Origin of the sequence: Streptococcus suis, assembly GCF_002960625.1 — a bacterium.
GTDB lineage: Bacteria > Bacillota > Bacilli > Lactobacillales > Streptococcaceae > Streptococcus > Streptococcus suis_T.
Genome location: NZ_POJH01000016.1, coordinates 17,679 through 41,290, shown reverse-complemented (window position 1 = coordinate 41,290; position 23,612 = coordinate 17,679). Strand labels below are relative to the sequence as shown.

Sequence of the window (23,612 nt, the reverse complement as noted above, 5' to 3'; positions counted from 1 at the left end):
TCCAAAACAAAAGAATGTTTCCGATTGGGAACATTCTTTTTGGTATTCTTCATTTTTTATCGTTTGGCCATTGAAACAAAGGTAACCTTATCTGGTCGGTAGGTGATGGTTCCGTACTGGAAAGGACGGCCGTCTGCCAGATAGGTGGTGCTAGTGACGGAAACCACCATGTCGTAGTCAGCTAGATCAAGCAAGGATTTTTCTTCCTCCGTCGCAAAGCGGAAGGAAATTTCTCGCCGAGAATGGGAAATCTCTAGACCTAATTCTTCTTCCAAATACTTATAAATCGAGCTTTCAGCCACTTCCTTGCTGAGATAGGGAACAATCCTGCGGTCAAAGTAGGAAATCTCATACTCTAATCGCTCACCGTCGATAGTCCGAACGCGACTGACACGGTAGAGATCCGTTTTTTCATCCACTTCCAATTCCTTCATGACCTCTGGCTGACCTTGGACAATATAGAGGTTGGTCAATTCGGTCTGGACTTGATGGTGGGCAGAGCGGTTGAGTTCGCTAACAGTTTTCAATTCGGACACAAATGGTTTTCTAACGAGGTTATGGTCCAAAATAATCGAGTTTCGTCCCTGACGTTTTTGGATATAGCCGTCCATTTCCAACAGAGATAGTGCCTTGCGGATGGTGTCCTTGGAATAGGAATAAATCTCCATCAGCTCATTCTCTGTAGGCATCTCTTGATTGGCCCTCCAGATATTTTGTTCAATTTTTTCCTTGATGTCAGCATAGACTTTCTTGTATTTACTCATTTGGGGTAACTTCCTAGCTTGCTATTTATCGCTAGTATATCATAAAAAATGCCAAAGGTCAGTATTCTAAGTCCAGATAAACTTTTACGTAAAACATTTTAAATTATTCCGTAAAAGTGTTGACAAGTGAAAACGTTTACGTTATAATAAGGCTACAAGTTGAAAAGGTTTTACGAAGTAAATAGAAAGGAGAGATATGAAATTACTAACAGTCAATGTTCATGCCTGGCTAGAAGATGACCAGCATGAAAAATTGGATATTTTAGCTCAGACCATTGCCCAAAAGCAATATGATGTGATCGCTCTTCAGGAAGTCAATCAGCTAATGACAAGTCCCTTGGTGACCAAGGACTTACGCCAAGACAATTATGGTTTGGTTTTGCTTGAAAAGCTGAAAGAGCTTGGAGTGACAGACTATTCTTATTTCTGGTCCAATTCCCATATTGGTTACGATAGATATGATGAAGGAATTGCCTTCTTGACTAAACTACCTGTCTATGAAGTAGATGCCTTCTACTGTAGTCAGAACCAAGACCTGACATCAATCTTATCTAGAAAAATCATCGGTTTGACAGTCTTGCACGAGAAGGAATGGATTGACATTTATTCTTGTCATATCAATCTTCCTGACAGTAAAGAAGAAAATCAGTTGGAGAATATTCGCTCGATTGTGGAACGGACAAGTTCGGGACGTTTGAAAATTCTAATGGGAGATTTCAATACGGATGCCCTGTCAAATCCACAAGCCTATCAAGCAATCAAGGACTTAGGTTTATATGATAGTTATGATTTGGCTGAGAAAAAGGATAGGGGAATCACCGTTGAAAAAGCCATTGATGGGTGGGCAGGTCATAGTCAGGAAAAACGTCTGGACTATGTGTTCTTAAATCAGAAAAGACAGGTTCAATCCAGTCGTGTGATTTTCAATGGAGATAATCTTCCCATTATTTCAGACCACTTTGGTGTGGAAGTTAACATTAGTATTTAATGGTCAACTGACCAAGAAAAATTTAGGAGAAACATATGAAAAAATTTCTTAGTTTCGAATTTTGGCAAAAATTCGGTAAATGTTTGATGGTAGTGATCGCCGTTATGCCGGCGGCAGGTCTGATGGTTTCTATCGGAAACTCGATTCCACTAATCAGTCCTGAATCAGAATTGCTCATTCGTATTGGGAATATCATTGCCCAAATCGGTTGGGGGATTATCGGAAACCTTCACTTGCTCTTTGCCTTGGCAATCGGTGGTAGCTGGGCTAAGGAAAAAGCTGGCGGTGCTTTCTCAGCAGGTCTTGCCTTTATCCTCATTAACTTGATTACCGGTCACTTCTTCGGTGTAACTACTGATATGTTGGCAGATGCGACTGCGACTGTTAGCACAGTCTTTGGGACAGAAATTCCAGTATCTGGATACTTTGTCAATATCCTTGGTCAGCCTGCTTTGAACATGGGTGTCTTTGTAGGGATTATTGCTGGTTTTGTTGGTGCGACTGCTTACAACAAATACTACAACTATCGCAAGTTGCCAGATGTATTGACCTTCTTTAACGGCAAACGCTTCGTACCATTTGTGGTTATCTATCGCTCAGTTCTTGTAGCGCTTGGTTTGGCAATCTTCTGGCCTCTTGTACAAACTGGTATTAACAGTTTTGGTAAATGGATTGCAACATCACAAGACACAGCTCCTATTGTAGCTCCATTCGTTTATGGTACCTTGGAACGTTTGCTTCTTCCATTTGGTCTTCACCACATGTTGACCATTCCAATGAACTATACATCACTTGGTGGGACCTATGACATCTTGACAGGTGCTCAAGCAGGTACACAGGTATTTGGTCAAGATCCGCTTTGGTTGGCTTGGATTACTGACTTGATCAACCTCAAAGACGCTGGCGATATGGCTCAGTACAATGACTTGCTTGCTAATGTAACTCCTGCTCGCTTTAAAGTAGGTCAAATGATTGGTTCCTCTGGTATTCTCATGGGCTTGACCCTTGCTATGTACCGCAATGTTGATGAGGATAAGAAGAAAAAATATCGTGGTATGTTCCTTTCATCTGCTGCAGCTGTCTTTTTGACAGGTGTAACAGAACCAATTGAGTTTATGTTCATGTTTGCGGCAATGCCACTCTATGTAGTCTATGCATTTGTACAAGGTGCGGCTTTTGCGATGGCAGATATTGTCAATTTGCGTATGCACTCATTTGGTAATATCGAATTCCTTACACGTACACCGATGGCGATTAAAGCCGGTATTGGTATGGACGTTGTCAATTTTATCTGGGTAACAGCCCTCTTTGCAGTTGCAATGTACTTCATTGCTAACTTCATGATTCAAAAATTCAACCTAGCAACTTCTGGTCGTAATGGTAACTATGATACAGAAACAACAGATGTGGTTTCAAACTCAAACGTAGATACTGCAGATGCTAATTCACAAGTGGTACAAATCATCAACTTGCTTGGTGGTCGTGATAATATCGCAGATGTGGATGCTTGTATGACTCGTCTTCGTGTAAGTGTCAAAGATGTGGCACAGGTTGGAGATGAAAATGCTTGGAAACAGGCTGGTGCTATGGGCTTGATTATCAAAGACTCAGGTGTTCAAGCAGTTTATGGACCAAAAGCAGATGTTCTCAAATCAGACATTCAAGATTTGCTAGAATCTGGCGTAGCCATTCCGCGTACAGAAATTGTTGCAAGTGAAACAGTAGTGGAGGAAGCACAATTCAAGGGTGTGACCGAGGCAGTTTACTCTGTTGCTGAAGGGCAAGCCGTTGCCATCACAGAAGTGAAAGATCCAGTCTTCTCACAAAAAATGATGGGTGACGGTTATGCAGTTGAGCCTAGCTCCGGCAATGTCTACGCACCAGTTTCAGGTATTGTAACTAGTGTCTTCCCAACAAAACACGCTGTCGGAATTTTGTCTGACAAGGGTGTAGAAGTTTTAGTTCACGTTGGTTTAGACACAGTTGCACTAAACGGTGCTCCATTCTCAACTAAGGTAACAGATGGTCAACGTGTTGAAGCAGGGGACTTGCTCCTTGTTGCAGATCTTGAAGCCATTCGCTCAGCAGGACGTGAAACAACCATCGTCGTTGCCTTCACAAACACAGCAGAAATCAAATCTGTCAGCCTTGAAAATCTTGGACAAGTCAGTCAAGATAGCCAAGTTGCGACAGTTGAGTTGTAAGATAAAAAGACAAGTTCATGTGAGCTTGTCTTTTGTTTTAAAAATCTTCTCAATCCTTGCCATTTATGGTATAATAAAGCGATTTTATAAAATGTAGGAGGTTCCCCATGGGACGTAAATGGGCCAATATTGTAGCCAAGAAAACCGCAAAAGACGGTGCTAACTCAAAAGTTTACGCCAAATTTGGTGTTGAAATCTATGTAGCAGCGAAAAAGGGTGACCCAGATCCAGAAACAAACTCAGCGCTGAAATTTGTTATCGACCGTGCTAAGCAAGCGCAGGTTCCAAAACACATCATTGACAAGGCCATTGACAAAGCAAAAGGAAATACAGACGAAACCTTCGTGGAAGGTCGTTACGAAGGCTTTGGACCAAACGGTTCTATGATTATCGTTGATACCTTGACATCAAACGTAAACCGTACCGCAGCCAATGTTCGCTCTGCCTTTGGTAAAAATGGTGGTAACATGGGTGCGTCTGGTTCCGTATCATTCATGTTTGATAAAAAAGGCGTAGTGGTCTTTGCTGGTGATGATGCAGATGCCATCTTCGAATTGCTCCTTGAAGCAGATGTCGAAGTCGATGATGTAGAAGCAGAAGAAGGAACAATCACTGTTTATACAGCACCAACTGATTTGCACAAGGCAATCGTGGCACTTAAGGAATCAGGTATTGAAGAGTTTAACGTTACTGAACTTGAAATGATCCCACAATCAGAAGTATCACTTGACGGCGATGACCTTGCAACATTTGAAAAACTCTACGATGCCCTCGAAGACGACGAAGACGTCCAAAAAATCTACACGAATGTAGATGGCTTTTAATATAAAAAAAGTGCTACTAGCACTTTTTTTATATTAAAAGGTTGGAGATTGAAATCGTCGGCAGACGATTCTCATTATACGTGGGACGTCCTAGAAGGTTGGAAATTGGAACTGCCGGTAGGCAGTTTTCTTTATACCCAAAAGCCCGGGGGACAGTCATTTTTATTAAAAGGTTGGAGATTGAAATCGTCGGCAGACGGTTCTCATTGTACGTGGGACGTCCTAGAAGGTTTGAAATAAGAACCAAGCTGGTTTTCTTTATTTTCAGCTGTCCATAAGGACAATTATTGGCTTAAAAGGTTGGAAATTAGGATTGCTGGCAGGCAATCCTTTCTTTATCATTTCATGGTCTGTGGGACATATAAAATGACTAGAAAGTTGGAGATGAGAACCGCTGGTAGGCGGTTTTCTTTGTAGCTATTAGAATGTCCAGGGGAAGTTATTTTTATTAGAAGGTTGGAGATGCGAACCGCTGACAAGCGGTTTTCTTTGTCATTTCATAGTCCGGGGGACAGTCATTTTTGTTAAAAGGTTGGAGATTGGAACTGCCGGCAGGCAGTTTTCTTTATGCTCAAAAGTCCAGGGAGTGGATTAAAACCGTCAGGGAAGTGACTGTTTTAACCCGAGCAAAAAATATAAAATCGAGGCTTGTTCAGTGAACGGTTGTAGCTTGAATCGAGGAATTTTTGCTAGTTTGGATAGAAGACAAGAATAGCGGAAGTGGAAGATGATTTGGTGTACTCGAATTGTTCCATATCTTGAACGGATAGGGTTTGAACAGTGAGGTAAGTTTGTTTTTTATAGCGAATATTAAAATCATTGCTACTACCAGCATCGATAGTTGAGAAGCTCTTTTCATTCAGAGTAAACTCTTCTTTTGAGAGTTTCTCGAGATTTTCTTTTGTTGCCATTAAATAGATTTTGCCAGAGAAAGGAGATTCAAGAGAGAATTCTCCTTTGGATGTCGTGATTTCGACAATTTGCTGAAAGTTCTCAATCTTAGCCAGACGTTCATCTGTTTTTAGAGCTTTTTCTGTTTCAATGGAAGCTGCTGTTAGCTCGTTTTGCATTTCTTTATTAACTTCTGAAGTGACAGAGTGACAAGCACTTAAGCAAGGTATCATCATGCAGAGTGCAATGAGAGAAATATACTTTTTCATCATGGGCTCCTTTATATAATTTCATCATTTTCAGCTTGTAAAAGTACACCTTTTTCCAATATCATTTTTGCTAGTAATGCAATAATAATCAGCACACCATTTATGAAGTAATCACTGAGTGAAAAATCATATAAATCACTTATATTCTTTAAGCCTAGGTAAGATAAGAATAAAGCACTTGCAAATTGTATGCTCGTCCATACGATCAGAGTTCCTAAAATTATTTTTGTATAGACTACATTTTCAGTTGAGAAGATAGTTCCTTTCTGAAAGTTGATAATCATTTTTTTGAGTATGGTAGCCATGTAGATGAAGCAGGCTACCAATATGATACTTATGATTAGAATAGTAACAATGATAAGCAGGGGGACAGTTAGTTGTAGACTATTTTGAATAGGTTTCCCACCTATAAGTAGAATAAGAAGTGCCAAAACTATCAGTCCTGTTAAGGCAATCAATCCATAACGAATAAACGTTAGCAACTGTATGACGATGTTGAAAAATATCTTTTTGTTCATGCTATTCTCCCTCATTCACATATTCCAAAATATCTCCTGGTTGGCAGTTTAGGATTCGGCAGATGCTCATCAGGGTATTAAAACGAATGCCTTTGGCCTTTCCTGTTTTGAGAATAGATAGATTGGCCTCGGTAATACCGACTTGCTCTGCTAGGTCCTTGGAAGTCATTTGCCGGTCTTTGAGGACCTTGTCTAAGTTTACGCGAATTATTTCCATATCAGATAAACTCGCTGTTCTCGGTTGTTAGTTGGTGCTTTTTTGTTCCATTAACTAACATGCTTGCTGTATTGAGTAAACTTTTTTTCATAGCAAACCTCTGATTATTATTGTTTTATGATAATATTATCTGTAAAATTATTATAAAACAATAATTTTTGAAATGCAAGCGTTTTTTTAAAAAATTTATTTTTTGTGTGACTGAGAAAGTTTGTAGTATTATCTAGTTATAATAGATAACTATAACCGTCCCTAGAAAATAGCTATTTGAAAGCTTGTAGCTTTTCTGTTATGATAGAACAGTATCATTTTTAGGAGGAGCTATGTCAAATAATTTACTTGTTTTACAATCTGACTTTGGTCTAGTAGATGGTGCCGTGTCAGCTATGATTGGTGTGGCTCTTCAGGAGTCGCGTGACCTAGTTGTTCACAACCTGACCCACGATATTACACCTTACAATATTTTCGAAGGCTCTTACCGTCTTTTTCAGACAGTTGAATATTGGCCAGAAGGTACAACTTTTGTTTCGGTCGTTGATCCAGGAGTAGGCTCTAAGCGTAAAAGTGTCGTGGCCTTGACGGAGCAGAACCATTTTATCGTAACCCCAGACAACGGAACCCTTTCCTTCATCAAAAAACATGTCGGTATCAAGGCTGTTCGTGAAATTTCAGAAGTAGCCAATCGTAGAGCTAACACGGAGCATTCCTATACTTTCCACGGTCGTGATGTTTATGCATACACAGGTGCAAAATTAGCCTCAGGTCATATCAGTTTTGAAGAAGTTGGACCAGAGTTGCAGGTGGCAGATATTGTTGAAATTCCAACCGTTCCGACAGAAGTTGGACAAGACTTTGTCAAAGGAGCTATCGACATCTTGGATGTTCGCTTTGGTTCACTATGGACCTCAATCACGCGTGAGGAATTTTATACCTTGAAGCCGCAATTTGAGGACCGTTTTGAAGTGACCATCTACAACAACGACATGTTGGTCTACCAAAACCAAGTGACCTATGGCAAGTCTTTTGCGGATGTCCGCATCGGTCAACCCCTGCTCTATATCAATTCACTCTATCGAGTGGGCTTGGCCATTAACCAAGGATCCTTTGCCAAGGCCTATAATGTCGGTGTCGGTCAAAACTGGCATATCGAAATCAAACGCATTAGTAATTAAAGAAAATGAAGGAGAATTTTATGAAAAATAATTCTATCAAAACTGTCGTAGCTACCGGTATCGGTGCTGCCCTCTTTGTTGTCATTGGCTTGCTAATCAACATTCCTACTTTTGTTCCAAATACTTCAATTCAGCTCCAATACGCTGTTCAGGCACTTTTGTCAGTTGTATTTGGTCCAGTAGTTGGCTTTTTAGTAGGTTTTATTGGCCATACGCTTAAAGATTCGTTGACATACGGACCTTGGTGGTCATGGATTTTAGCCTCAGGAGTAGTAGGATTGGTTATTGGCTTTGCAAAAAATCGTCTTCGTGTTAAGGAAGGGATTTTTGAAGGAAAAGATATTGTAGTTTTCAATATCTTCCAAGTAGTTGCTAATGTTATTGCCTGGGGAATTATCGCTCCAGTATTGGATATTGTTATCTATAGTGAAGCAGCAAATAAGGTATTCACTCAGGGCTTGGTAGCTGGAATTGTCAATAGTATTACAATAGCCATTGCTGGTACTATTCTTCTTGGAGTTTATGCTCGTTCGCAAACGAAAACAGGTAGTTTGTCAAAAGATTAAGAACTTTCTCGAACAGGACTATCAAAAATAGAATAAAAACCGAATGTTACTATCAACCTAGAAAATTTCTAGGTTGATTTTTTTGAGAAAGATATTGATGATATGATATAATAATATAAAAGAATAGAAATTGTCAGATGAAGGGAGGAGTGATGTATGGCTTGGACAGAAGAAAATCTAGCTCCCCTTATTCATTCTATTCTCAATCCAGGCGAGGAGATTTTAACCATTTATCAGTCTGGAACGACAGATTCTCTCTATATATGTGTTTTGTGGAATACGATTTATTACAAGGTCTTTCGCATCAGTAATCATCCATCTACCTCAAGCTACAAACAACCCACCTTCTATGATTTTCATGGGGAATTTTACATGAAGGGGGCTATTCGAAACTACCTCTATCAAGAGGGAAGTTGGTATGTCTTGACCAAACAAGGCTACTACTTGCTACAATTTTTTCAGAAAGCTTGGGATGCTAAGCAGGATATTTTCGCTAGTTGGCATAAGGGTAGGTTACAGGTTCGCTTACTCATTGAGGAAGAAGAGGCTAGCTGTCTGGTCCACTACCGTTTCCCTGATAATCAGGCTAGGGAGGTGGAACGCCTCCTAGCATCAGGTTTATTGACTGCAACCTACCTTTCCCGTTCCTCTCTCAAGATACGGATTAGCCGGTTTGTAGCTCCCTATATAGAGGTTATTCGTCACAGCCAACTCTATCGTAAAAAACCGAGTAAATCCATGCTTCAGTGGGAAAAATATCAGTCCCAGCTCATTGAGCTCCAAAGGACCTATCGCTTGGTTGAGGATCGACCACCGTCGACTTTTGTTGGAAAATGGCTGAGCTTCCTACAAGCCTATCTCTGCTCTGCTATTGTCACCTACTGGGAAGAGATGATTAAAGATGTGGAGTGGCAAGAGAAGGAGACAGTGGAGCTGCCGAAAAAAAGGACTAAGCAGACCGATCCCATAAAGGACAAGTGGAAGAAGAATATTGCCAAGCGCCACAAGCGCCAGGTGGGCCAACTCCTCGGTGATGATGCCTTGGAAAAATTGAAACAACTCAAATCTGAATTGGAAGAGTGATTTTCAGTTCAGATTTTTGTTTTTTGATTGTGTAAGCGATATAATATACCTTGATTTTGATTAGAAATGTCAAAATTTTATCATCTATTGCAAAGATTGAGAAGGAGAAATCATGTCAAAAGACATTCGCGTATTGTTATACTATAAGTATGTTCCAATTGAAAATGCCAAAGAGTATGCTGCTGAGCACTTGGCTTTCTGTAAGTCTATCGGATTAAAAGGCCGTATCTTGATTGCTGATGAAGGCATCAACGGTACTGTTTCTGGTGACTACGAAACAACTCAAAAATACATGGACTATGTTCATGCTAATCCACTTTTCAGCGATTTGTGGTTTAAGATTGATGAAGAAAATGAGCAAGCTTTCAAGAAAATGTTTGTTCGTTACAAAAAAGAAATTGTTCACCTTGGTTTGGAAGACAACGACTTCGACAGTGACATCGACCCACTTGTGACAACAGGTGCTTACTTGTCACCAAAAGAGTTCAAAGAAGCTCTCTTGGACGAAGATACAGTTGTTTTGGATACCCGTAATGACTATGAGTACGACCTTGGTCACTTCCGCGGTGCCATTCGCCCAGACATCCGCAACTTCCGTGAGTTGCCACAATGGGTGCGTGATAACAAAGAGAAATTCATGGACAAGCGCGTGGTGGTTTACTGTACTGGTGGTGTCCGCTGTGAGAAATTCTCCGGCTGGATGGTTCGTGAAGGTTACAAGGATGTAGGTCAGCTTCACGGTGGTATTGCAACCTATGGTAAAGACCCAGAGGTTCGTGGCGAATTGTGGGATGGTAAGATGTACGTCTTTGACGAGCGTATCGCGGTTGATGTCAATCATGTAGACCCAGTAGTTGTTGGTAAGGACTGGTTCGATGGTACACCATGTGAACGCTATGTCAACTGTGGCAACCCATTCTGTAACCGCCGTATCTTGACCTCAGAAGAAAATGAACACAAGTATGTCCGTGGCTGTTCAGCGGAATGCCGTGCCCATGAGCGCAACCGTTATATCTCTGAAAACGGCTTGACCCGCCAAGAATGGGCAGAGCGTTTGGAAGCGATTGGGGAAACTCTGGCTCCAGCAAATGCTTAATAACATCAAGATTGCATTGAGAAATCAGTGCAATTTTTCTTTTCCTGTCTTGTGCTGTCTGTTACTTGGTGAGTGCTAGGAACGAAAGAGTTAACCAGTATTTTCCAAGCTAAGCCGAATGAATAGAAATAAGTAGTTCACGAAGAAGCGTCCCCTTTAATCGTTCGTCATAGCTCATGGATTGGGAGAAAGGGAGAATTCTTCCTTTTTTTCATGCTGGATTCTGATATAATAGGAATATGAAAAAAGTCATCGAATTTAAGAATTTTTCCTTTAAATACAATGCGCAGACGGATGTGACCTTACATGGTATTGATTTGACTATCTATGAAGGAGAGAAGGTGCTGATTATTGGGCCATCTGGTTCAGGTAAGTCCACTCTCGGTCAGGTCTTGAACGGGATTATCCCTGCCATCCATAAGGGAACCCATACTGGGGATTTTGAACTGATGGGGGTCTCTGCCTTTGACCAGTCCATTTACCAAAAATCTCTTCTGGTCAGCACTGTTTTGCAGGATACGGATGGGCAGTTTATAGGGCTTTCTGTAGCAGAAGATTTGGCCTTTGCCTTGGAAAATGACATGGAAACCTTGGCGACCATGAAGGAACGAGTTCATGACTGGGCTGTACGCTTGGACTTAAAAGAACTGTTGAACCTTCGTCCCCAGGATCTTTCGGGAGGTCAGAAGCAACGGGTCAGCCTAGCAGGGGTCTTGATTGATGAAAGTCCTATTTTGTTATTCGATGAACCTCTGGCCAACCTGGATCCCAAATCTGGTCAAGATACCATTGACTTGATTGATCGTTTGCATGAGCAAGAAGGAACGACGACCATCATCATTGAACACCGCTTGGAAGATGTCCTTTATCGACAGGTAGACAGAATTGTGTTGATAAACGATGGACGTATTCTCTTCAATGGTCATCCAGATCAGCTCTTGCAGACAAGTCTATTAAGAGAAAATGGTATTCGAGAGCCCCTCTATATTTCTACCTTACGAGGCTTAGGCTATCCAATTGAAAGATCTGATAACCTCTCTTCAGTCTGGGAACTTGAACTAGGTTCATTAGAAGTTGGTAAACTTCCTCATGTGAATGTGGGAGAAGTGGAAAAGGAAGTCTTGCTGGAAGCCCGCAATTTGCAATTCGCTTACTCTGATAAAACCATTCTCTCAGGCATAGATTTAAATATCTATAAGGGTGAGCGTTTGGCCATCGTCGGAAAAAATGGGGCTGGGAAATCAACTTTGGCCAAGGCCTTGTGTGCCTTTATTCAACCTGATGGTGAGATTTTGTGGCAAGGTAAATCCATTAAGGATGATTCTGTCAAGGAGAGAGCGGAGCGGATTGGTTACGTTCTTCAGAACCCTAATCAGATGATCAGTCAGACCATGATTTTTGATGAGGTAGCCCTTGGTTTACGAATGAGGGGAGTGGCGGAAGAAGAAATTGAGGCTAGGGTCTTCAAGATTTTAGAGGTTTGTGGCTTGTATCAGTACCGCAAATGGCCGATTTCAGCCTTGTCCTACGGTCAGAAGAAGAGGGTGACCATTGCCACTATCTTGGTGCTTAATCCTGAGATTATTCTGTTGGATGAACCAACAGCTGGTCAGGACCAACGTCATTACCAGGAGATGATGGATTTCTTGGATCAACTTAATGCTCAAGGACACACCATTGTGATGATTACCCACGATATGCAGTTGATGTTGGATTATTCAGATAGGGCTATTGTTGTGGTGGATGGTCAGATTATCGAAGATGCTAGTCCAGCAGAAATCTTGTCAAATAGCCAGGTCATTGAAGAAGCCAATTTGAAGGAAACATCTATATTCCACTTGGCAGAACGCTTGGCAGTAAACCCGTTGGAATTGACCATGTTCTATATGCAGGAAGAAAGGAGGGGGCAATGAGCCAACAACATTTAATTGGTTACCATAAAGGAAGTGGCATTATTTACGATTTGTCTGCTGTTACCAAGCTCTTGTTTTTCCTGATTGTGACTATTCTTGCCATGGTGACTTACGATACCCGTTTGATTGCCTTTATTGCACTATTTTCGCTGGCCTTATTCAAACTATCCGGTATTCGCTATAAGGATGTGTCCCTTGTTCTGCTGTTTACAATTGTTTTTGCCCTCTTAAATGCCTTGATGGTTCATCTGTTTGCACCAAGGTACGGAGTAGAGCTCTATGGGGCTGAAACGGTTATCCTTTCTGGTTTTGGTTCCTATTCCTTGACTAGTCAGCAGCTTTTTTATCTGTTTAACTTACTCTTGAAATATTTTTGCACAGTGCCTCTGGCTCTTGTCTTTTTGATGACAACCCATCCGAGCCAGTTTGCTTCAAGCTTAAATCAGATTGGGGTATCTTATAAGGTAGCCTATGCGGTTAGTTTGACCATGCGTTATATCCCAGATATTCAGGAGGAGTTTTATACTATTCGGATGTCCCAGGAAGCGCGTAGTTTGGAGTTATCTAAGAAAGGCAAGTTAATGGACCGTATTAAGGGCAATCTAGCTCTGGTTATCCCCTTGATTTTTGGTTCCTTGGAGCGGATTGATACCATTTCGACAGCTATGGAATTGCGTCGTTTCGGGAAAAATAAAAAAAGAACCTGGTATAGCTACCAAGCCTTGCAAAGTATTGATTATCTGGTTCTAGCCCTTATTTTAGTGCTTGTTCTTATTACAATCGGACTTTTATTTGTGAATGGTGGACGTTTTTACAACCCGTGGAGATAGAGAAAGGGAGCGGGAAAGAACTCGACTGGTAAAAAAAGAGTTCGTCTTCCCGCCCCCGCACAGTTGATTAGGTCAGATTTGGAGTGTAAAATACGAACAAATCTGCCAATCAACCACTGCGCTGAGATGTTGACACAAACCCTGAGAAGCGAGGTTGGGCTTTTTGCTCAGCCTCTTTTACAGTGGTCGTTTATTTGGCATACCAGCCTTCCGTGGAAACTTATTGGGAGTTTCCTTTTTCTTTTCCACAATGGTCAGTGTGCGTGGATCGCCGTTTGGCAATTGATAGTCAACGTTTTCAATGACCTTACCAAAAAGGAGGGTCAGGGCGTTCTTAGCTTGAGCTAATTCGTCCTCGGCACTGGATGCCTTGAGGGCAATGAGTTTGCCATTGAGTTTTAAATACGGAATGGTTAGCTCTGATAAGATTTGCATACGTGCAACTGCCCGCGCAGTAACAAGGTCAAATTGAGCACGAAATTGCTTGTCTTGGGCAAAATCTTCAGCCCGCCCATGATAGAAATGCACATTCTCCAAACCCAGTTCCTCTGCCAATAAATGCAAGAAATTGATCCGCTTGTTGAGAGAGTCAATGATAGTTACATCTAATTGAGGATAGATGATTTTCATGGGAAGACTTGGAAAACCTGCTCCGGCTCCTATGTCTAATAAGCGAAGGGGTTCGTTTTGGATATGGTCTTGAAGAATGGGAGCGATAGAGTCATAAAAATGTTTGAGATAGACGTCCTCTTCTTCAGTTATAGCTGTCAAATTGATCTTCTCATTCCATTCTACCAAGAGTTGAAAATAACGATGGAACTGTTGTTTTTGTGTATCGGTTAGTTGGAAGCCTTGATCCGCCAAGGTCTTATAAAATACTTCAGGTTTCATAGTTTTATCTTACCATAAATTGTTGAAATTGTGGAGAGTTGGGCTAGAGTTATCGGGGATAGAGAAAGAGGTAAGACTTGGGGCCTAACCTCTTTCTGTTTATTGTCCATTCGTTTGCTCAGAGGATGTTGTAGTAGCAGCTGGTGTTGAAGCTGTTGTGGTTTCAGCGCCGCTAGCGCTAGCTTCAACTGCAGTAGTTTCGGTAGTGTTTACAGTGCTCGCTGTTTCCGTAGTGGTGCTTTGAACACTCTGTTCACTTGTTGTTTCAGTGTAGCTAGAACTTGGCGTTGTTGAGCTACTATTTGTATTATTATAACTATTATTATTGTTATTATTGTAACTGTTATTGTAACTATTGTAAGCATTGCTTAGGGAACGGCTACCTCTCAAATAGTAATTTGAACCATAGCGAACCAAACCACTCGGCACTTCCCATTCAGTAGCAGTATAGTCAGAATGCATATAGGCCATCATATGGTGATAAACGTCTGTAGCAACTCGCATCCCATTATCTAAGACCGGGGTCATACGGTTGGTGTAACCGGTCCAAACGGCCATGGCATACTGGCTAGAGTAGCCGACGAAGTTCTCATCTGGAACGACACTGTAGCTATAGTTAGCTTCAGGAACAGAAGCAAGAATGGATTCTGTTTCGCTGTCGGTATAGTTTGAGGTACCGGTTTTACCAGCCATCGGAATACCGCTGACAGTAGCGTTTAGTCCGTAACCATAACTCAATACAGATTTCATCAAATCTGTCATCATATAGGCTGTTTCTTCCGTCATAACACGGTTCCCTTGAGGAGCATACTCCGAAACTGTTCCATCGCTAAAGACAATCTTATTGACATATTGTGGAGCGTAATAAGTTCCGCCATTGGCGAAGGCAGCATAGGCTGCAGCCATTTTTTCAGAACTTGCACCATATTGACGACCTGTATCGGAAGTGTTACTAGAAATCGCATTTGAGTAGTGCATTTCTGGATAATTAATGCCGATACTGTTCAAGAATGCCAGAGAGTTTTCTAGTCCAGTTGCTTCAAGAGCCTTGACTGCTGTCACATTACGTGAATACTGAACAGCTGTCTTGATTGAAATGGATCCGTAGAATTGCTTGTCCCAGTTATTGATCGGGATAGTTGTGCCAGGGAAATTGTAAGGTCCATCGACCATAATGTCAGCCGTTGAAGTGTAGATGCCATGTTCATAAGCAGGAGCATAGTCGGTGATGGGTTTCATGGTCGAACCAAAGTCACGGTTGGTTTCAACAGCCTGGTTGGTACCGAAGGAAACATTACTTGATTGGTGCCGTCCGCCCAACTGTGCAACGACCTTACCGTTTGATACATCCACGACCGTAGAGGCTACCTGCATCAAATCATCCGGGTAGCTGACATACATATCGGTATTGTAAATGTCCCACAACTGCTGTTGAGCAGCAGGATCTACGTTTGTATAGACATCCATACCCGTAGTTAACAAGTTGTAGCCTGTTTTAGCCTCAACTTCTTCGATAACCTGCTTGAGATAGTTATCCATATAAGCAGGATAAGCTGCTTCATTGGATAGAGCCTGTAAACCATCAGTGACTGGAGTCAGCACAGCTTGCTCGTACTGGGCATTGTCGATGTACTTTTCTTCCAACATTTCAGCTAGGACTAAATCTCTGCGTGTTTTAGCATCTTCAGGGTTGGTATAAGGATCGTATTGGTTAGGAGCTTGAGGCATACCTGCCAGTAAGGCGAGCTGGGCTAAAGTAAGATCTTTCAATTCTTTACCATAGTAGGAATGTGCAGCTGTTTTCATCCCGTAGTTTCCATTGGCCATAAAGACTTTATTGACATAGTAGGTCATGATTTCTTGCTTAGTCTTGTCTTTTTCCAGTTGGGTTGCTAACCAGGCTTCTTGAATTTTCCGTTTGATGTTTTGGTCTTCGGAAGAAGTTGAGAAGTAGGTCAGTTTGATGAACTGCTGATCAAGTGTCGAACCACCTTGTAAGCGTCCGCCCGTCAGGTTGTTAACCAAAGAACCAGCGATACGGATAACGTCCACACCCCTATGGTTGAAGAAGCGCTGATCTTCAATCGCAACGATGGCATTGACCAAATCAGTCGGAATTTCTTCGATTTTTGCGCTGGATCGTTTTTCTGCTCCTAGGTCAGCAATCAGACTGCCATTTTTGTCATAAATCTTACTGGATACTGTGGCTGTCAAGCTTTCTTCGGTTAGCTTGGGTGCTGTTGCGATCCAGTAGCCTACCAAGAGAGAACCAGCTAGAAAGGTAATAATAAAGCCAGCTAATAAGATATTTGCAACTACTAGGAGAGTTTTTTTAATACTTGTAGTTTTCAAAAGAGTCACCACCTAATAAATTTTTTTCAACCACTTCAAGATAAGGTACGCTAGGAAAACGTCCCATTTGAACCTCAAAGCCAAATTGCCTAATGAAAGAGAGAGGCATAGATTTACTCCCCTTATCTGTTTGATAAAACTCAATCAAGTGGACAGCCGGTAAGAGATAGGTTTCTTTTAGTGTTGAAAAGTGAAGAAGAACAAAGCATACGCCACCCTGCTTTACAACCTGTTTCATGTGTTCAATCTGATGCTCATGAAAATTCTTCATAGGCATAGATGCTTTTTGTCGCGTTTCCTTGGCTTCGAAATCAATATAATGTTTCCTGAAAACCCCTGAGTAATCCGTTGTAGATGCCTGTCGAAAATAGGCCTCTACAATTTTCGCACGGCTTCTCTTCGGATAATCAACCTTTACAATCTGCACAGGAGTCGGTTTCTTGTGGATAACCGCAATCTCGTGAGCTAGGTAGTACAGATTGCTATCGTTGATAGCAGATTCAAAGGACATCCCTCGATTTGCGAAGCTAATTTTTTGAGATGAAACAGAATTGGTTCTATTGATTTTTTTAGCTATCTTATGAGGATAATTGACCATAGAACTCCTTCTTGATAAAATAATATCAGCATATTATACCACAATAAGTGAAAAGAGTACAAGGAATGGATACTAAGAGCCTTTTGATAACAGGTTACAAGCATACAGATGTAGGTATTTTTACGGACAAGGATCCACGGTTAGCTATTATAAAGTTGGCTATCAAGCAGGATCTTGTTCGATTTTTGGAGGATGGAGTGACCTGGTTTGTCCTGACAGGTCAATTGGGATTTGAATATTGGACCTTAGAAGTTTTAGAGGAACTGCGTTCAGAAGGTTATGAGTTTCAAATAGCATCTATTTTCATGTTTGAAAACCATGGAGAACATTGGAATGAAGCCAATCAGCTGAAATTGCAGCGCTTTAAGCAGGTTGATTTCATTAAGTATGCCTACCCTCGTTATGAGAATTCTGGTCAGTTTAAAGATTACAATAAATTTTTAGTGGATAATACTGACGGAATCTATCTGTTTTACGATCCTGAAAATGAAACCAACTTGAAATATTTATATCATCAAGTCTTAAAAAAAGAGGAGTATGATAGAAAAACGCTTACCTTTGAACAACTGAATGAGGTGGCAGAAAATTTTTCAAATTCTGAGTGATTTGACTTGATTTTTCCCTATTTTTTTTAATATAATAGGACTAGTGATGTTTTAGATATGGGAGAGAGAAATGGCAAGTATTAAATTTACAACTAAAGATATTTTTGAACAAGATTTTAAAGTCGGTTTCCGTGGCTACGATCAAGACGAAGTCAATGACTTTTTAGATGAAATCATGAAGGATTATGATGCCTACGAAGCTATTATCAAGGAGTTGAAAGGCGAGATTGCTCGCTTGAAAGCCCAGGTAGCAAACACTCCTAAAGTTGCTGCTGTTGAGGAAGTAAAAGATGTGCTTCCTACGGAACGTCCATCTTCGGCTACAAACTTTGATATTCTTCGTCGCTTAAATCGTCTGGAAAAAGAAGTCTTCGGCAAACAAATTGTTCAAGACTAATAATATAGGAATTGCGTGCAATTTTTGGATAATCGCGTGGTAGATTTCTACCATGAGGAAAGTCCATGCTAGCACTGGCTGCGATGCCGGTAGTGTTTGTGCTAGGCGAATCAATAAGCCTAGGGACGTTGGTAACGTTACGGCGGTTAAAATGGCTACGTCATCAGATATGCCAAAGTAGACCTGAAAGTGCCACAGTGACGAAGTTTTTATGGAAACGTAAAAAATGGAACGCGGTAAACCCCTCAAGCTAGCAACCCAAACTTTGGTCGGGGCATGGGATGGATGGAATTGAACTGAAATCCTGACTGTGAAAACAGTAGACAGATGATTATCGAAGGTGGTAGAACCTAGTACCACTGGAACAAAACATGGCTTACAGAAAATTGCATAAATAGGTAGCTAGCTTTGCTAGCTTTTATTTTAGAAGGAAAAAAATGAAAAAACAGTTTGAATTGATTGCGACCGCTGCAGCTGGCTTAGAGGCAGTTGTTGGTCGTGAAATTCGCAATCTCGGCTATGAGTGCCAGGTGGAAAATGGTCGTGTACGATTCGAGGGTGATGTGAAGGCGATTATCGAAACCAATCTCTGGCTACGTTCGGCGGACAGGATAAAAATTATTGTTGGTCAATTTCCAGCAAGAACCTTTGAAGAGCTCTTCCAAGGGGTCTTTGGTTTGGATTGGGAGAATTATCTGCCTTTGGGATGCAAGTTTCCAATTTCTAAGGCCAAGTGTGTTAAATCCAAGTTACACAATGAGCCGAGTGTACAGGCTATTTCGAAAAAAGCAGTTGTTAAGAAATTACAAAAACACTTCTCTCGTCCAGAGGGAGTGCCGCTCCAAGAAGTTGGGGCAGAGTTCAAGATTGAAGTGTCTATCTTGAAGGATGTGGCAACAATCATGATTGATACGACTGGTTCTAGTTTGTTCAAGCGTGGCTATCGGGTGGAAAAAGGTGGAGCACCGATCAAGGAGAACATGGCAGCGGCGATTTTGCAACTGTCCAACTGGTATCCTGATAAACCCTTGATTGATCCAACCTGTGGTTCAGGAACCTTTTGTATTGAGGCGGTCATGCTGGCCAAAAATATGGCTCCTGGCTTGAAACGTAGCTTTGCTTTTGAAGAATGGCCATGGGTTGATGACCAGTTAGTGGCAGATGTACGAAAAGAGGCTCAGGCTGCTATTAAATCAGATTTGGTCTTGGATATTGCGGGTTCAGACATCGATGCTCGTATGGTTGAAATTGCCAAGAAAAATGCTTTTGCGGCTGGAGTAGATCAGGACATTGTTTTCAAACAGATGCGAGTTCAGGATCTGCGGACGGATAAAATCAATGGTGTTATCATTTCAAACCCACCTTATGGAGAACGTTTGTTGGATGACGACGCAATCATCACGTTGTATCGAGAGATGGGGCAAACCTTTGAGCCCTTAGAAACCTGGTCTAAGTTTATTTTGACCAGTGATGAGCAATTCGAGAAGCGTTTTGGTAGGCAGGCTGATAAAAAGAGAAAATTATATAATGGTACCTTAAAAGTAGATTTGTATCAATTTTTTGGTCAACGTGTCAAGCGTCAAATGGTAGAAGAGAAATAATAGGAGGATATCGTGGAAGAAAATAAGAATAAGCTACCCTTGGAAAATGAGAAAGTTTTGGATTTTGAAGTAGCTAAGGATTTAACCATTGCAGAAGCCGTAAAGAAACATAAGGAAATTGAAGCAGGTGTGACGGAGGATGATAGCCTTTTAGATCGTTATATCAAGCAACATCGGACAGAGATTGAGTCGCAGAAATTTGAAACCAAGGTCAATCATTTGCCACTGGTAGAAGCGTCAGATGATGAGAAAGAAGATACCATTCAGGCTGCTAGTCTTTCGACGGCATTGAGCGATGAACTCCTTGCAGTTGGCAAGGCTGTGACTGAGCAAGTAGAAGTGCCGACTGCTCCTTTGGAAGAAACAATTGTTGCAGGTGCCGCAGTGGCTGACAGTATAGCGACTGTTTCCCAAGAACAAGAAGTGGATGATGATTGGGGACAGGCAGAGGAAGCAGAGAAGGAGAGAAAGAAAAAAATCTATTTTTGGTCAGCTTTAGCAGCTCTCTTTGTTACTATCTTAGCAACGGCTTTCATGTGGTTGAACTCAGTAAATAAATCGACCACAGAAACAGCTAGTAGTTCAAGCAGCAGTCAGACATCGACCACTGCAAGTAGCTCGGCAGATGCTAACAGTCTAGCCTTTGAACAACTCTATACTAGCTTCTTTACAGATAGTAGTTTGACAAAGTTGAAGAATTCTGAGTTTGGTAAATTGGCGGAGCTGAAGACCCTATTGGACAAGATGGACAAAAATTCGGATAGTTATAAAAAAGCCAAGGAACAGTACGATAACCTTGAAAAAGCCATTGCGGCTATTCAGGCAATCAATGGGCAATTTGATAAAGAAGTTATCGTAAATGGTGAAATTGATACCACTGCCACTGTTAAAGCGGAAGCCAGTCTTTCTGCCACTAACACGGGGATTAGCTCAGTGGATAGCTTGTTGGCTTCTGTGGTCAATTTTGGGCGTTCTCAACAGGAAGTTGCTGCTAGCTCTACCGAAGCAGTTGCTGCTCCAGCTGAAAACTCTCAGGCTGATTCGACAACAGCAGAAACCACTGCTCCGGCCTCAACCGAGAGTGCGGTAGTCAGTGATGGCCTTGCTGGTTCTATTAGTGGAGCAGCAACTATTTACGGAATCCCTGTACCAGAAGGGGTAGTTCTACAGCGTGATCGCAGCCGTGTTCCTTACAATCAAGCCATGATTGACGATGTTAATAACGAAGCTTGGACATTCAACCCTGGTATACTAGAAAATATTGTAGCTATTTCTCAACAGCGTGGTTATATCACAGGCAACCAATATATCTTGGAAAAAGTGAACATCATTAACGGAAATGGTTATTACAATATGTTTACACCGGATGGTAGCTATCTCTTCTCGATTAACTGTAAGACAGGTTACTTTGTTGGTAATGGCTCAGGTCATTCAGATGCCTTGGATTATTAAGCAAAACAAAAAAGCGGTTGACCCGCTTTTTTTATACCCTAGATCTTAAATTGTCTTTCTTTCAAAGGCGTCGCATGAAATACCTTGTGAAACAATCAATTTTGCCCACTCTTTAGCCGAATGCAGGCTGTGGTCCTTGTAGTTGCCACAGGATTCAATGGTTGTCCCTGGGACGTCTTCCCAAGTAATGCCATCAGCAATTTCTTGCAAGCTAGCCTTGATGACTTGAGCGATTTCTGCAGGGTCTTGCTTGCCCCACATAATCATGTGGAAACCTGTACGGCAACCAAAAGGAGAGCAGTCAATCAAACCGTCAATGCGTTGACGAATGAGCTTGGCCAAAAGATGCTCGATAGTATGCAAACCAGCAGTATCCATGGCATTTTCGTTGGGTTGAATTAAACGAATGTCAAAATTTGTGATGATATCGCCTTTTGGCCCCACTTCCTCTGAAATCAAACGGACATAGGGTGCCTTAACAATGGTGTGGTCCAATTCAAAACTTTCAACGGTAACATCTTTTTTCATGTCTTCCTCCAAACTATTTGATGAATTTATTATAACATATTTGTCAATTTGGAATTGTGAAATCGGTTCAAATATGATAAAATAGATACAGATTTTGTGAAAATCGAATTTAAAAAAGAGGTAGAAATATGGAACTCATTACACTTGTAGTGGCTCTTGTTTCTGCTCTCATTGGTTTAGTAATTGGCTACTTTGCCATTTCTTTGAAGATGAAATCTGCAAAAGAAACTGCAGAATTAACCCTTTTAAATGCAGAACAAGAAGCTAGTAATGTTCGTGGTCGTGCGGAAGAAGAAGCGGAAGCTATTTTAAAAACAGCTGAACGTGACCGTCAGACCTTGAAGAAAGAATTACTCTTGGAAGCTAAGGAGGAGGCTCGTAAGTACCGAGAAGAAATCGCAGAAGAATTTAAGTCAGAGCGTCAGGAATTGAAACAGATTGAAGTACGTTTAACCGAACGTGCCAGCAATTTGGATCGAAAAGATGACAATTTGACGACTAAAGAAAAGACTTTGGAGCAAAAAGAACAAAGTCTAACTGATAAATCTAAACACATTGATGAGCGTGAGCAAGAAGTTGCTAAGTTGGAAGAGCAAAAGGCTCTAGAATTAGAACGTGTAGCGGCACTCAGTCAGGAAGAAGCGAAAGATATTATCCTGACAGATACACGCGATAAGTTGACACATGAGATTGCAACTCAAATTCGAGATGCAGAGCGTGAGGTCAAAGAACGTTCGGATAAGATGGCCAAGGATTTGTTGGCCCAGGCTATGCAACGGATTTCAGGTGAATATGTAGCTGAGCAGACTATTACCTCTGTTCACCTACCAGATGATGCCATGAAAGGTCGGATTATCGGACGTGAAGGTCGTAATATTCGTACCTTTGAAAGCTTGACTGGTATCGATGTTATCATTGATGATACGCCGGAAGTCGTTGTCCTATCTGGTTTTGACCCTATTCGTCGCGAGATTGCTCGTATGACCATGGAAACCTTACTTCAAGATGGTCGGATTCATCCGGCTCGTATTGAGGAATTGGTTGAAAAGCACCGTGTGGAAATGGACAATCGCATCCGTGAGTATGGTGAGGCAGCTGCCTATGAAGTTGGTGCACCTAACCTTCACCCAGATTTGATTAAGATTATGGGACGTTTGCACTTCCGTACATCTTATGGTCAAAATGTCCTCCGTCACTCGATTGAGGTGGCTAAATTGGCAGGTGTCCTTGCTGCTGAGTTGGGTGAAAATGTCAACCTGGCTCGCCGTGCAGGTTTCCTCCATGATGTTGGTAAGGCCATTGACCGTGAGGTAGATGGTAGCCACGTTGAAATTGGTACTGAATTGGCTAAGAAGTACAAGGAACACCCGATTGTGGTCAACACTATCGCCAGTCACCATGGTGATGTCGAGGCTACAAGTACTATCGCAGTTATTGTAGCAGCAGCGGATGCCTTGAGTGCAGCTCGCCCAGGTTCTCGCCGTGAGTCTATGGAGGCCTATATCAAGCGCCTACAAGACTTGGAAGAGATTGCCAATAGCTTCGATGGAATTAAACAATCTTATGCTATTCAAGCAGGCCGTGAAGTACGGATTATTGTTCATCCAAATAAAATTTCAGATGATCAAATTACTATCTTGGCCCACGATGTTCGTGAAAAAATTGAGAATAACTTGGATTACCCAGGAAATATCAAGATCACTGTCATTCGAGAAACAAGAGCGACAGATATTGCTAAATAGTGCAGAGGGAGCCCGATCAGCTCCCTTTCTGTTTGAAAAAATATCCTGCTCATTTAAAATCAGTTGAAATTCCTAGGGAATTTTGTTACACTAGAATGAAAGATTTTAAAG

22 protein-coding genes and 1 other RNA gene are annotated in these 23,612 nt (G+C 41.5%); 15 read left to right on the top strand and 8 right to left on the bottom strand.

Annotated features, from left to right (window positions below; all coding sequences use genetic code 11):
• Positions 1 to 56: 56 nt before the first annotated feature.
• The gene (locus C1G49_RS01955; RefSeq protein ID WP_105124407.1) at positions 57 to 764 is read right to left on the bottom strand and encodes a GntR family transcriptional regulator; all 708 of its coding nucleotides are present in this window, start codon (positions 762 to 764) and stop codon (positions 57 to 59) included.
• Positions 765 to 960: 196 nt separating this feature from the next.
• Between C1G49_RS01955 and C1G49_RS01950 the strand changes: the two genes are divergently transcribed.
• The 3 genes from C1G49_RS01950 (at position 961) to C1G49_RS01940 (ending at position 4,780) form a co-directional block, all read left to right on the top strand.
• Positions 961 to 1,752: an endonuclease/exonuclease/phosphatase family protein gene (locus C1G49_RS01950; protein WP_105124406.1), complete on the top strand. Its 792-nt coding sequence runs from the start codon at positions 961 to 963 to the stop codon at positions 1,750 to 1,752.
• 35 nt (positions 1,753 to 1,787) lie between these two features.
• Positions 1,788 to 3,956 carry a PTS transporter subunit IIBC gene (locus C1G49_RS01945; RefSeq protein ID WP_105124405.1) on the top strand — a complete coding sequence of 723 codons (2,169 nt, stop codon included), beginning with the start codon at positions 1,788 to 1,790 and terminating at the stop codon, positions 3,954 to 3,956.
• Between the two features lie 107 nt (positions 3,957 to 4,063).
• Complete coding sequence (locus C1G49_RS01940) at positions 4,064 to 4,780, top strand: YebC/PmpR family DNA-binding transcriptional regulator (RefSeq protein WP_105124404.1); 717 nt, start codon at positions 4,064 to 4,066, stop codon at positions 4,778 to 4,780.
• Between the two features lie 689 nt (positions 4,781 to 5,469).
• On the opposite strand, the gene C1G49_RS01935 is transcribed toward C1G49_RS01940, so the two are convergent.
• From C1G49_RS01935 to C1G49_RS01925, 3 genes are read right to left on the bottom strand one after another with little or no spacing between them, the layout of a single operon-like run.
• Entirely contained in the window at positions 5,470 to 5,940 is a 471-nt protein-coding gene (locus C1G49_RS01935; protein WP_105118564.1) for a hypothetical protein, read from the bottom strand.
• 11 nt (positions 5,941 to 5,951) lie between these two features.
• The gene (locus C1G49_RS01930; RefSeq protein WP_105124403.1) at positions 5,952 to 6,458 is read right to left on the bottom strand and encodes a DUF2975 domain-containing protein; all 507 of its coding nucleotides are present in this window, start codon (positions 6,456 to 6,458) and stop codon (positions 5,952 to 5,954) included.
• Position 6,459: 1 nt separating this feature from the next.
• Positions 6,460 to 6,675 (bottom strand): helix-turn-helix domain-containing protein, encoded by a 216-nt coding sequence (locus C1G49_RS01925; protein ID WP_105124402.1) that lies wholly within the window; start codon positions 6,673 to 6,675, stop codon positions 6,460 to 6,462.
• 323 nt (positions 6,676 to 6,998) lie between these two features.
• On the opposite strand from C1G49_RS01925, the gene C1G49_RS01920 reads away from it, so the two are divergent.
• From C1G49_RS01920 to C1G49_RS01895, 6 genes are all read left to right on the top strand, one after another.
• Positions 6,999 to 7,847: an SAM hydrolase/SAM-dependent halogenase family protein gene (locus tag C1G49_RS01920; RefSeq protein ID WP_105124401.1), complete on the top strand. Its 849-nt coding sequence runs from the start codon at positions 6,999 to 7,001 to the stop codon at positions 7,845 to 7,847.
• Positions 7,848 to 7,867: 20 nt separating this feature from the next.
• On the top strand, positions 7,868 to 8,413 hold the full coding sequence (locus tag C1G49_RS01915; protein ID WP_105124400.1) for an ECF-type riboflavin transporter substrate-binding protein: 546 nt from the start codon (positions 7,868 to 7,870) through the stop codon (positions 8,411 to 8,413).
• A gap of 156 nt (positions 8,414 to 8,569) precedes the next feature.
• The gene (locus C1G49_RS01910; protein ID WP_105124399.1) at positions 8,570 to 9,496 is read left to right on the top strand and encodes a hypothetical protein; all 927 of its coding nucleotides are present in this window, start codon (positions 8,570 to 8,572) and stop codon (positions 9,494 to 9,496) included.
• 112 nt (positions 9,497 to 9,608) lie between these two features.
• Positions 9,609 to 10,592 carry a rhodanese-related sulfurtransferase gene (locus C1G49_RS01905; RefSeq protein ID WP_105124398.1) on the top strand — a complete coding sequence of 328 codons (984 nt, stop codon included), beginning with the start codon at positions 9,609 to 9,611 and terminating at the stop codon, positions 10,590 to 10,592.
• Between the two features lie 239 nt (positions 10,593 to 10,831).
• On the top strand, positions 10,832 to 12,505 hold the full coding sequence (locus C1G49_RS01900; RefSeq protein ID WP_105124397.1) for an ABC transporter ATP-binding protein: 1,674 nt from the start codon (positions 10,832 to 10,834) through the stop codon (positions 12,503 to 12,505).
• On the top strand, positions 12,502 to 13,335 hold the full coding sequence (locus C1G49_RS01895; RefSeq protein ID WP_105124396.1) for an energy-coupling factor transporter transmembrane component T family protein: 834 nt from the start codon (positions 12,502 to 12,504) through the stop codon (positions 13,333 to 13,335). The genes C1G49_RS01900 and C1G49_RS01895 overlap by 4 nt, the downstream gene beginning before the upstream one ends.
• 177 nt (positions 13,336 to 13,512) lie before the next feature.
• On the opposite strand, the gene rsmG is transcribed toward C1G49_RS01895, so the two are convergent.
• The 3 genes from rsmG to recU form a co-directional block, all read right to left on the bottom strand.
• Positions 13,513 to 14,226: a 16S rRNA (guanine(527)-N(7))-methyltransferase RsmG gene (gene rsmG / locus C1G49_RS01890; RefSeq protein WP_105124395.1), complete on the bottom strand. Its 714-nt coding sequence runs from the start codon at positions 14,224 to 14,226 to the stop codon at positions 13,513 to 13,515.
• 99 nt (positions 14,227 to 14,325) lie between these two features.
• A complete protein-coding gene (pbp1a, locus tag C1G49_RS01885) occupies positions 14,326 to 16,578 on the bottom strand; it encodes a penicillin-binding protein PBP1A (RefSeq protein ID WP_161942069.1) in 2,253 nt (750 codons plus the stop codon).
• Positions 16,559 to 17,176, bottom strand: a complete 618-nt coding sequence (gene recU, locus C1G49_RS01880; protein WP_105124393.1) for a Holliday junction resolvase RecU — start codon at positions 17,174 to 17,176, stop codon at positions 16,559 to 16,561. The genes pbp1a and recU overlap by 20 nt, the downstream gene beginning before the upstream one ends.
• 65 nt (positions 17,177 to 17,241) lie before the next feature.
• Here recU and C1G49_RS01875 point away from each other — a divergent pair, with 65 nt between their 5' ends.
• From C1G49_RS01875 to C1G49_RS01855, 5 genes are all read left to right on the top strand, one after another.
• On the top strand, positions 17,242 to 17,781 hold the full coding sequence (locus C1G49_RS01875) for a DUF1273 domain-containing protein (protein ID WP_105124392.1): 540 nt from the start codon (positions 17,242 to 17,244) through the stop codon (positions 17,779 to 17,781).
• 70 nt (positions 17,782 to 17,851) lie between these two features.
• Positions 17,852 to 18,178 carry a cell division regulator GpsB gene (gene gpsB / locus C1G49_RS01870; protein ID WP_105118551.1) on the top strand — a complete coding sequence of 109 codons (327 nt, stop codon included), beginning with the start codon at positions 17,852 to 17,854 and terminating at the stop codon, positions 18,176 to 18,178.
• A gap of 20 nt (positions 18,179 to 18,198) precedes the next feature.
• Positions 18,199 to 18,562: RNase P RNA component class B (gene rnpB / locus C1G49_RS01865), an RNA gene on the top strand.
• A gap of 53 nt (positions 18,563 to 18,615) precedes the next feature.
• On the top strand, positions 18,616 to 19,779 hold the full coding sequence (locus C1G49_RS01860) for a THUMP domain-containing class I SAM-dependent RNA methyltransferase (RefSeq protein WP_105124391.1): 1,164 nt from the start codon (positions 18,616 to 18,618) through the stop codon (positions 19,777 to 19,779).
• A 12-nt stretch (positions 19,780 to 19,791) separates the two neighbouring features.
• Positions 19,792 to 21,231 (top strand): cell division site-positioning protein MapZ family protein, encoded by a 1,440-nt coding sequence (locus tag C1G49_RS01855; RefSeq protein ID WP_238595833.1) that lies wholly within the window; start codon positions 19,792 to 19,794, stop codon positions 21,229 to 21,231.
• Positions 21,232 to 21,276: 45 nt separating this feature from the next.
• On the opposite strand, the gene C1G49_RS01850 is transcribed toward C1G49_RS01855, so the two are convergent.
• The gene (locus C1G49_RS01850) at positions 21,277 to 21,759 is read right to left on the bottom strand and encodes an S-ribosylhomocysteine lyase (protein ID WP_105124389.1); all 483 of its coding nucleotides are present in this window, start codon (positions 21,757 to 21,759) and stop codon (positions 21,277 to 21,279) included.
• 128 nt (positions 21,760 to 21,887) lie between these two features.
• Between C1G49_RS01850 and C1G49_RS01845 the strand changes: the two genes are divergently transcribed.
• Positions 21,888 to 23,501, top strand: coding sequence for a ribonuclease Y (locus C1G49_RS01845; protein WP_105124388.1), 1,614 nt, complete (start codon positions 21,888 to 21,890; stop codon positions 23,499 to 23,501).
• Positions 23,502 to 23,612 lie beyond the last annotated feature (111 nt).

Coding starts and splice junctions, on each gene's coding strand:
- C1G49_RS01955 (WP_105124407.1), bottom strand. CDS start 764: ATGAGTAAATACAAGAAAGTCTATGCTGACATCAAGGAAAAAATTGAA.
- C1G49_RS01950 (WP_105124406.1), top strand. CDS start 961: ATGAAATTACTAACAGTCAATGTTCATGCCTGGCTAGAAGATGACCAG.
- C1G49_RS01945 (WP_105124405.1), top strand. CDS start 1,788: ATGAAAAAATTTCTTAGTTTCGAATTTTGGCAAAAATTCGGTAAATGT.
- C1G49_RS01940 (WP_105124404.1), top strand. CDS start 4,064: ATGGGACGTAAATGGGCCAATATTGTAGCCAAGAAAACCGCAAAAGAC.
- C1G49_RS01935 (WP_105118564.1), bottom strand. CDS start 5,940: ATGAAAAAGTATATTTCTCTCATTGCACTCTGCATGATGATACCTTGC.
- C1G49_RS01930 (WP_105124403.1), bottom strand. CDS start 6,458: ATGAACAAAAAGATATTTTTCAACATCGTCATACAGTTGCTAACGTTT.
- C1G49_RS01925 (WP_105124402.1), bottom strand. CDS start 6,675: ATGGAAATAATTCGCGTAAACTTAGACAAGGTCCTCAAAGACCGGCAA.
- C1G49_RS01920 (WP_105124401.1), top strand. CDS start 6,999: ATGTCAAATAATTTACTTGTTTTACAATCTGACTTTGGTCTAGTAGAT.
- C1G49_RS01915 (WP_105124400.1), top strand. CDS start 7,868: ATGAAAAATAATTCTATCAAAACTGTCGTAGCTACCGGTATCGGTGCT.
- C1G49_RS01910 (WP_105124399.1), top strand. CDS start 8,570: ATGGCTTGGACAGAAGAAAATCTAGCTCCCCTTATTCATTCTATTCTC.
- C1G49_RS01905 (WP_105124398.1), top strand. CDS start 9,609: ATGTCAAAAGACATTCGCGTATTGTTATACTATAAGTATGTTCCAATT.
- C1G49_RS01900 (WP_105124397.1), top strand. CDS start 10,832: ATGAAAAAAGTCATCGAATTTAAGAATTTTTCCTTTAAATACAATGCG.
- C1G49_RS01895 (WP_105124396.1), top strand. CDS start 12,502: ATGAGCCAACAACATTTAATTGGTTACCATAAAGGAAGTGGCATTATT.
- rsmG (WP_105124395.1), bottom strand. CDS start 14,226: ATGAAACCTGAAGTATTTTATAAGACCTTGGCGGATCAAGGCTTCCAA.
- recU (WP_105124393.1), bottom strand. CDS start 17,176: ATGGTCAATTATCCTCATAAGATAGCTAAAAAAATCAATAGAACCAAT.
- C1G49_RS01875 (WP_105124392.1), top strand. CDS start 17,242: ATGGATACTAAGAGCCTTTTGATAACAGGTTACAAGCATACAGATGTA.
- gpsB (WP_105118551.1), top strand. CDS start 17,852: ATGGCAAGTATTAAATTTACAACTAAAGATATTTTTGAACAAGATTTT.
- C1G49_RS01860 (WP_105124391.1), top strand. CDS start 18,616: ATGAAAAAACAGTTTGAATTGATTGCGACCGCTGCAGCTGGCTTAGAG.
- C1G49_RS01850 (WP_105124389.1), bottom strand. CDS start 21,759: ATGAAAAAAGATGTTACCGTTGAAAGTTTTGAATTGGACCACACCATT.
- C1G49_RS01845 (WP_105124388.1), top strand. CDS start 21,888: ATGGAACTCATTACACTTGTAGTGGCTCTTGTTTCTGCTCTCATTGGT.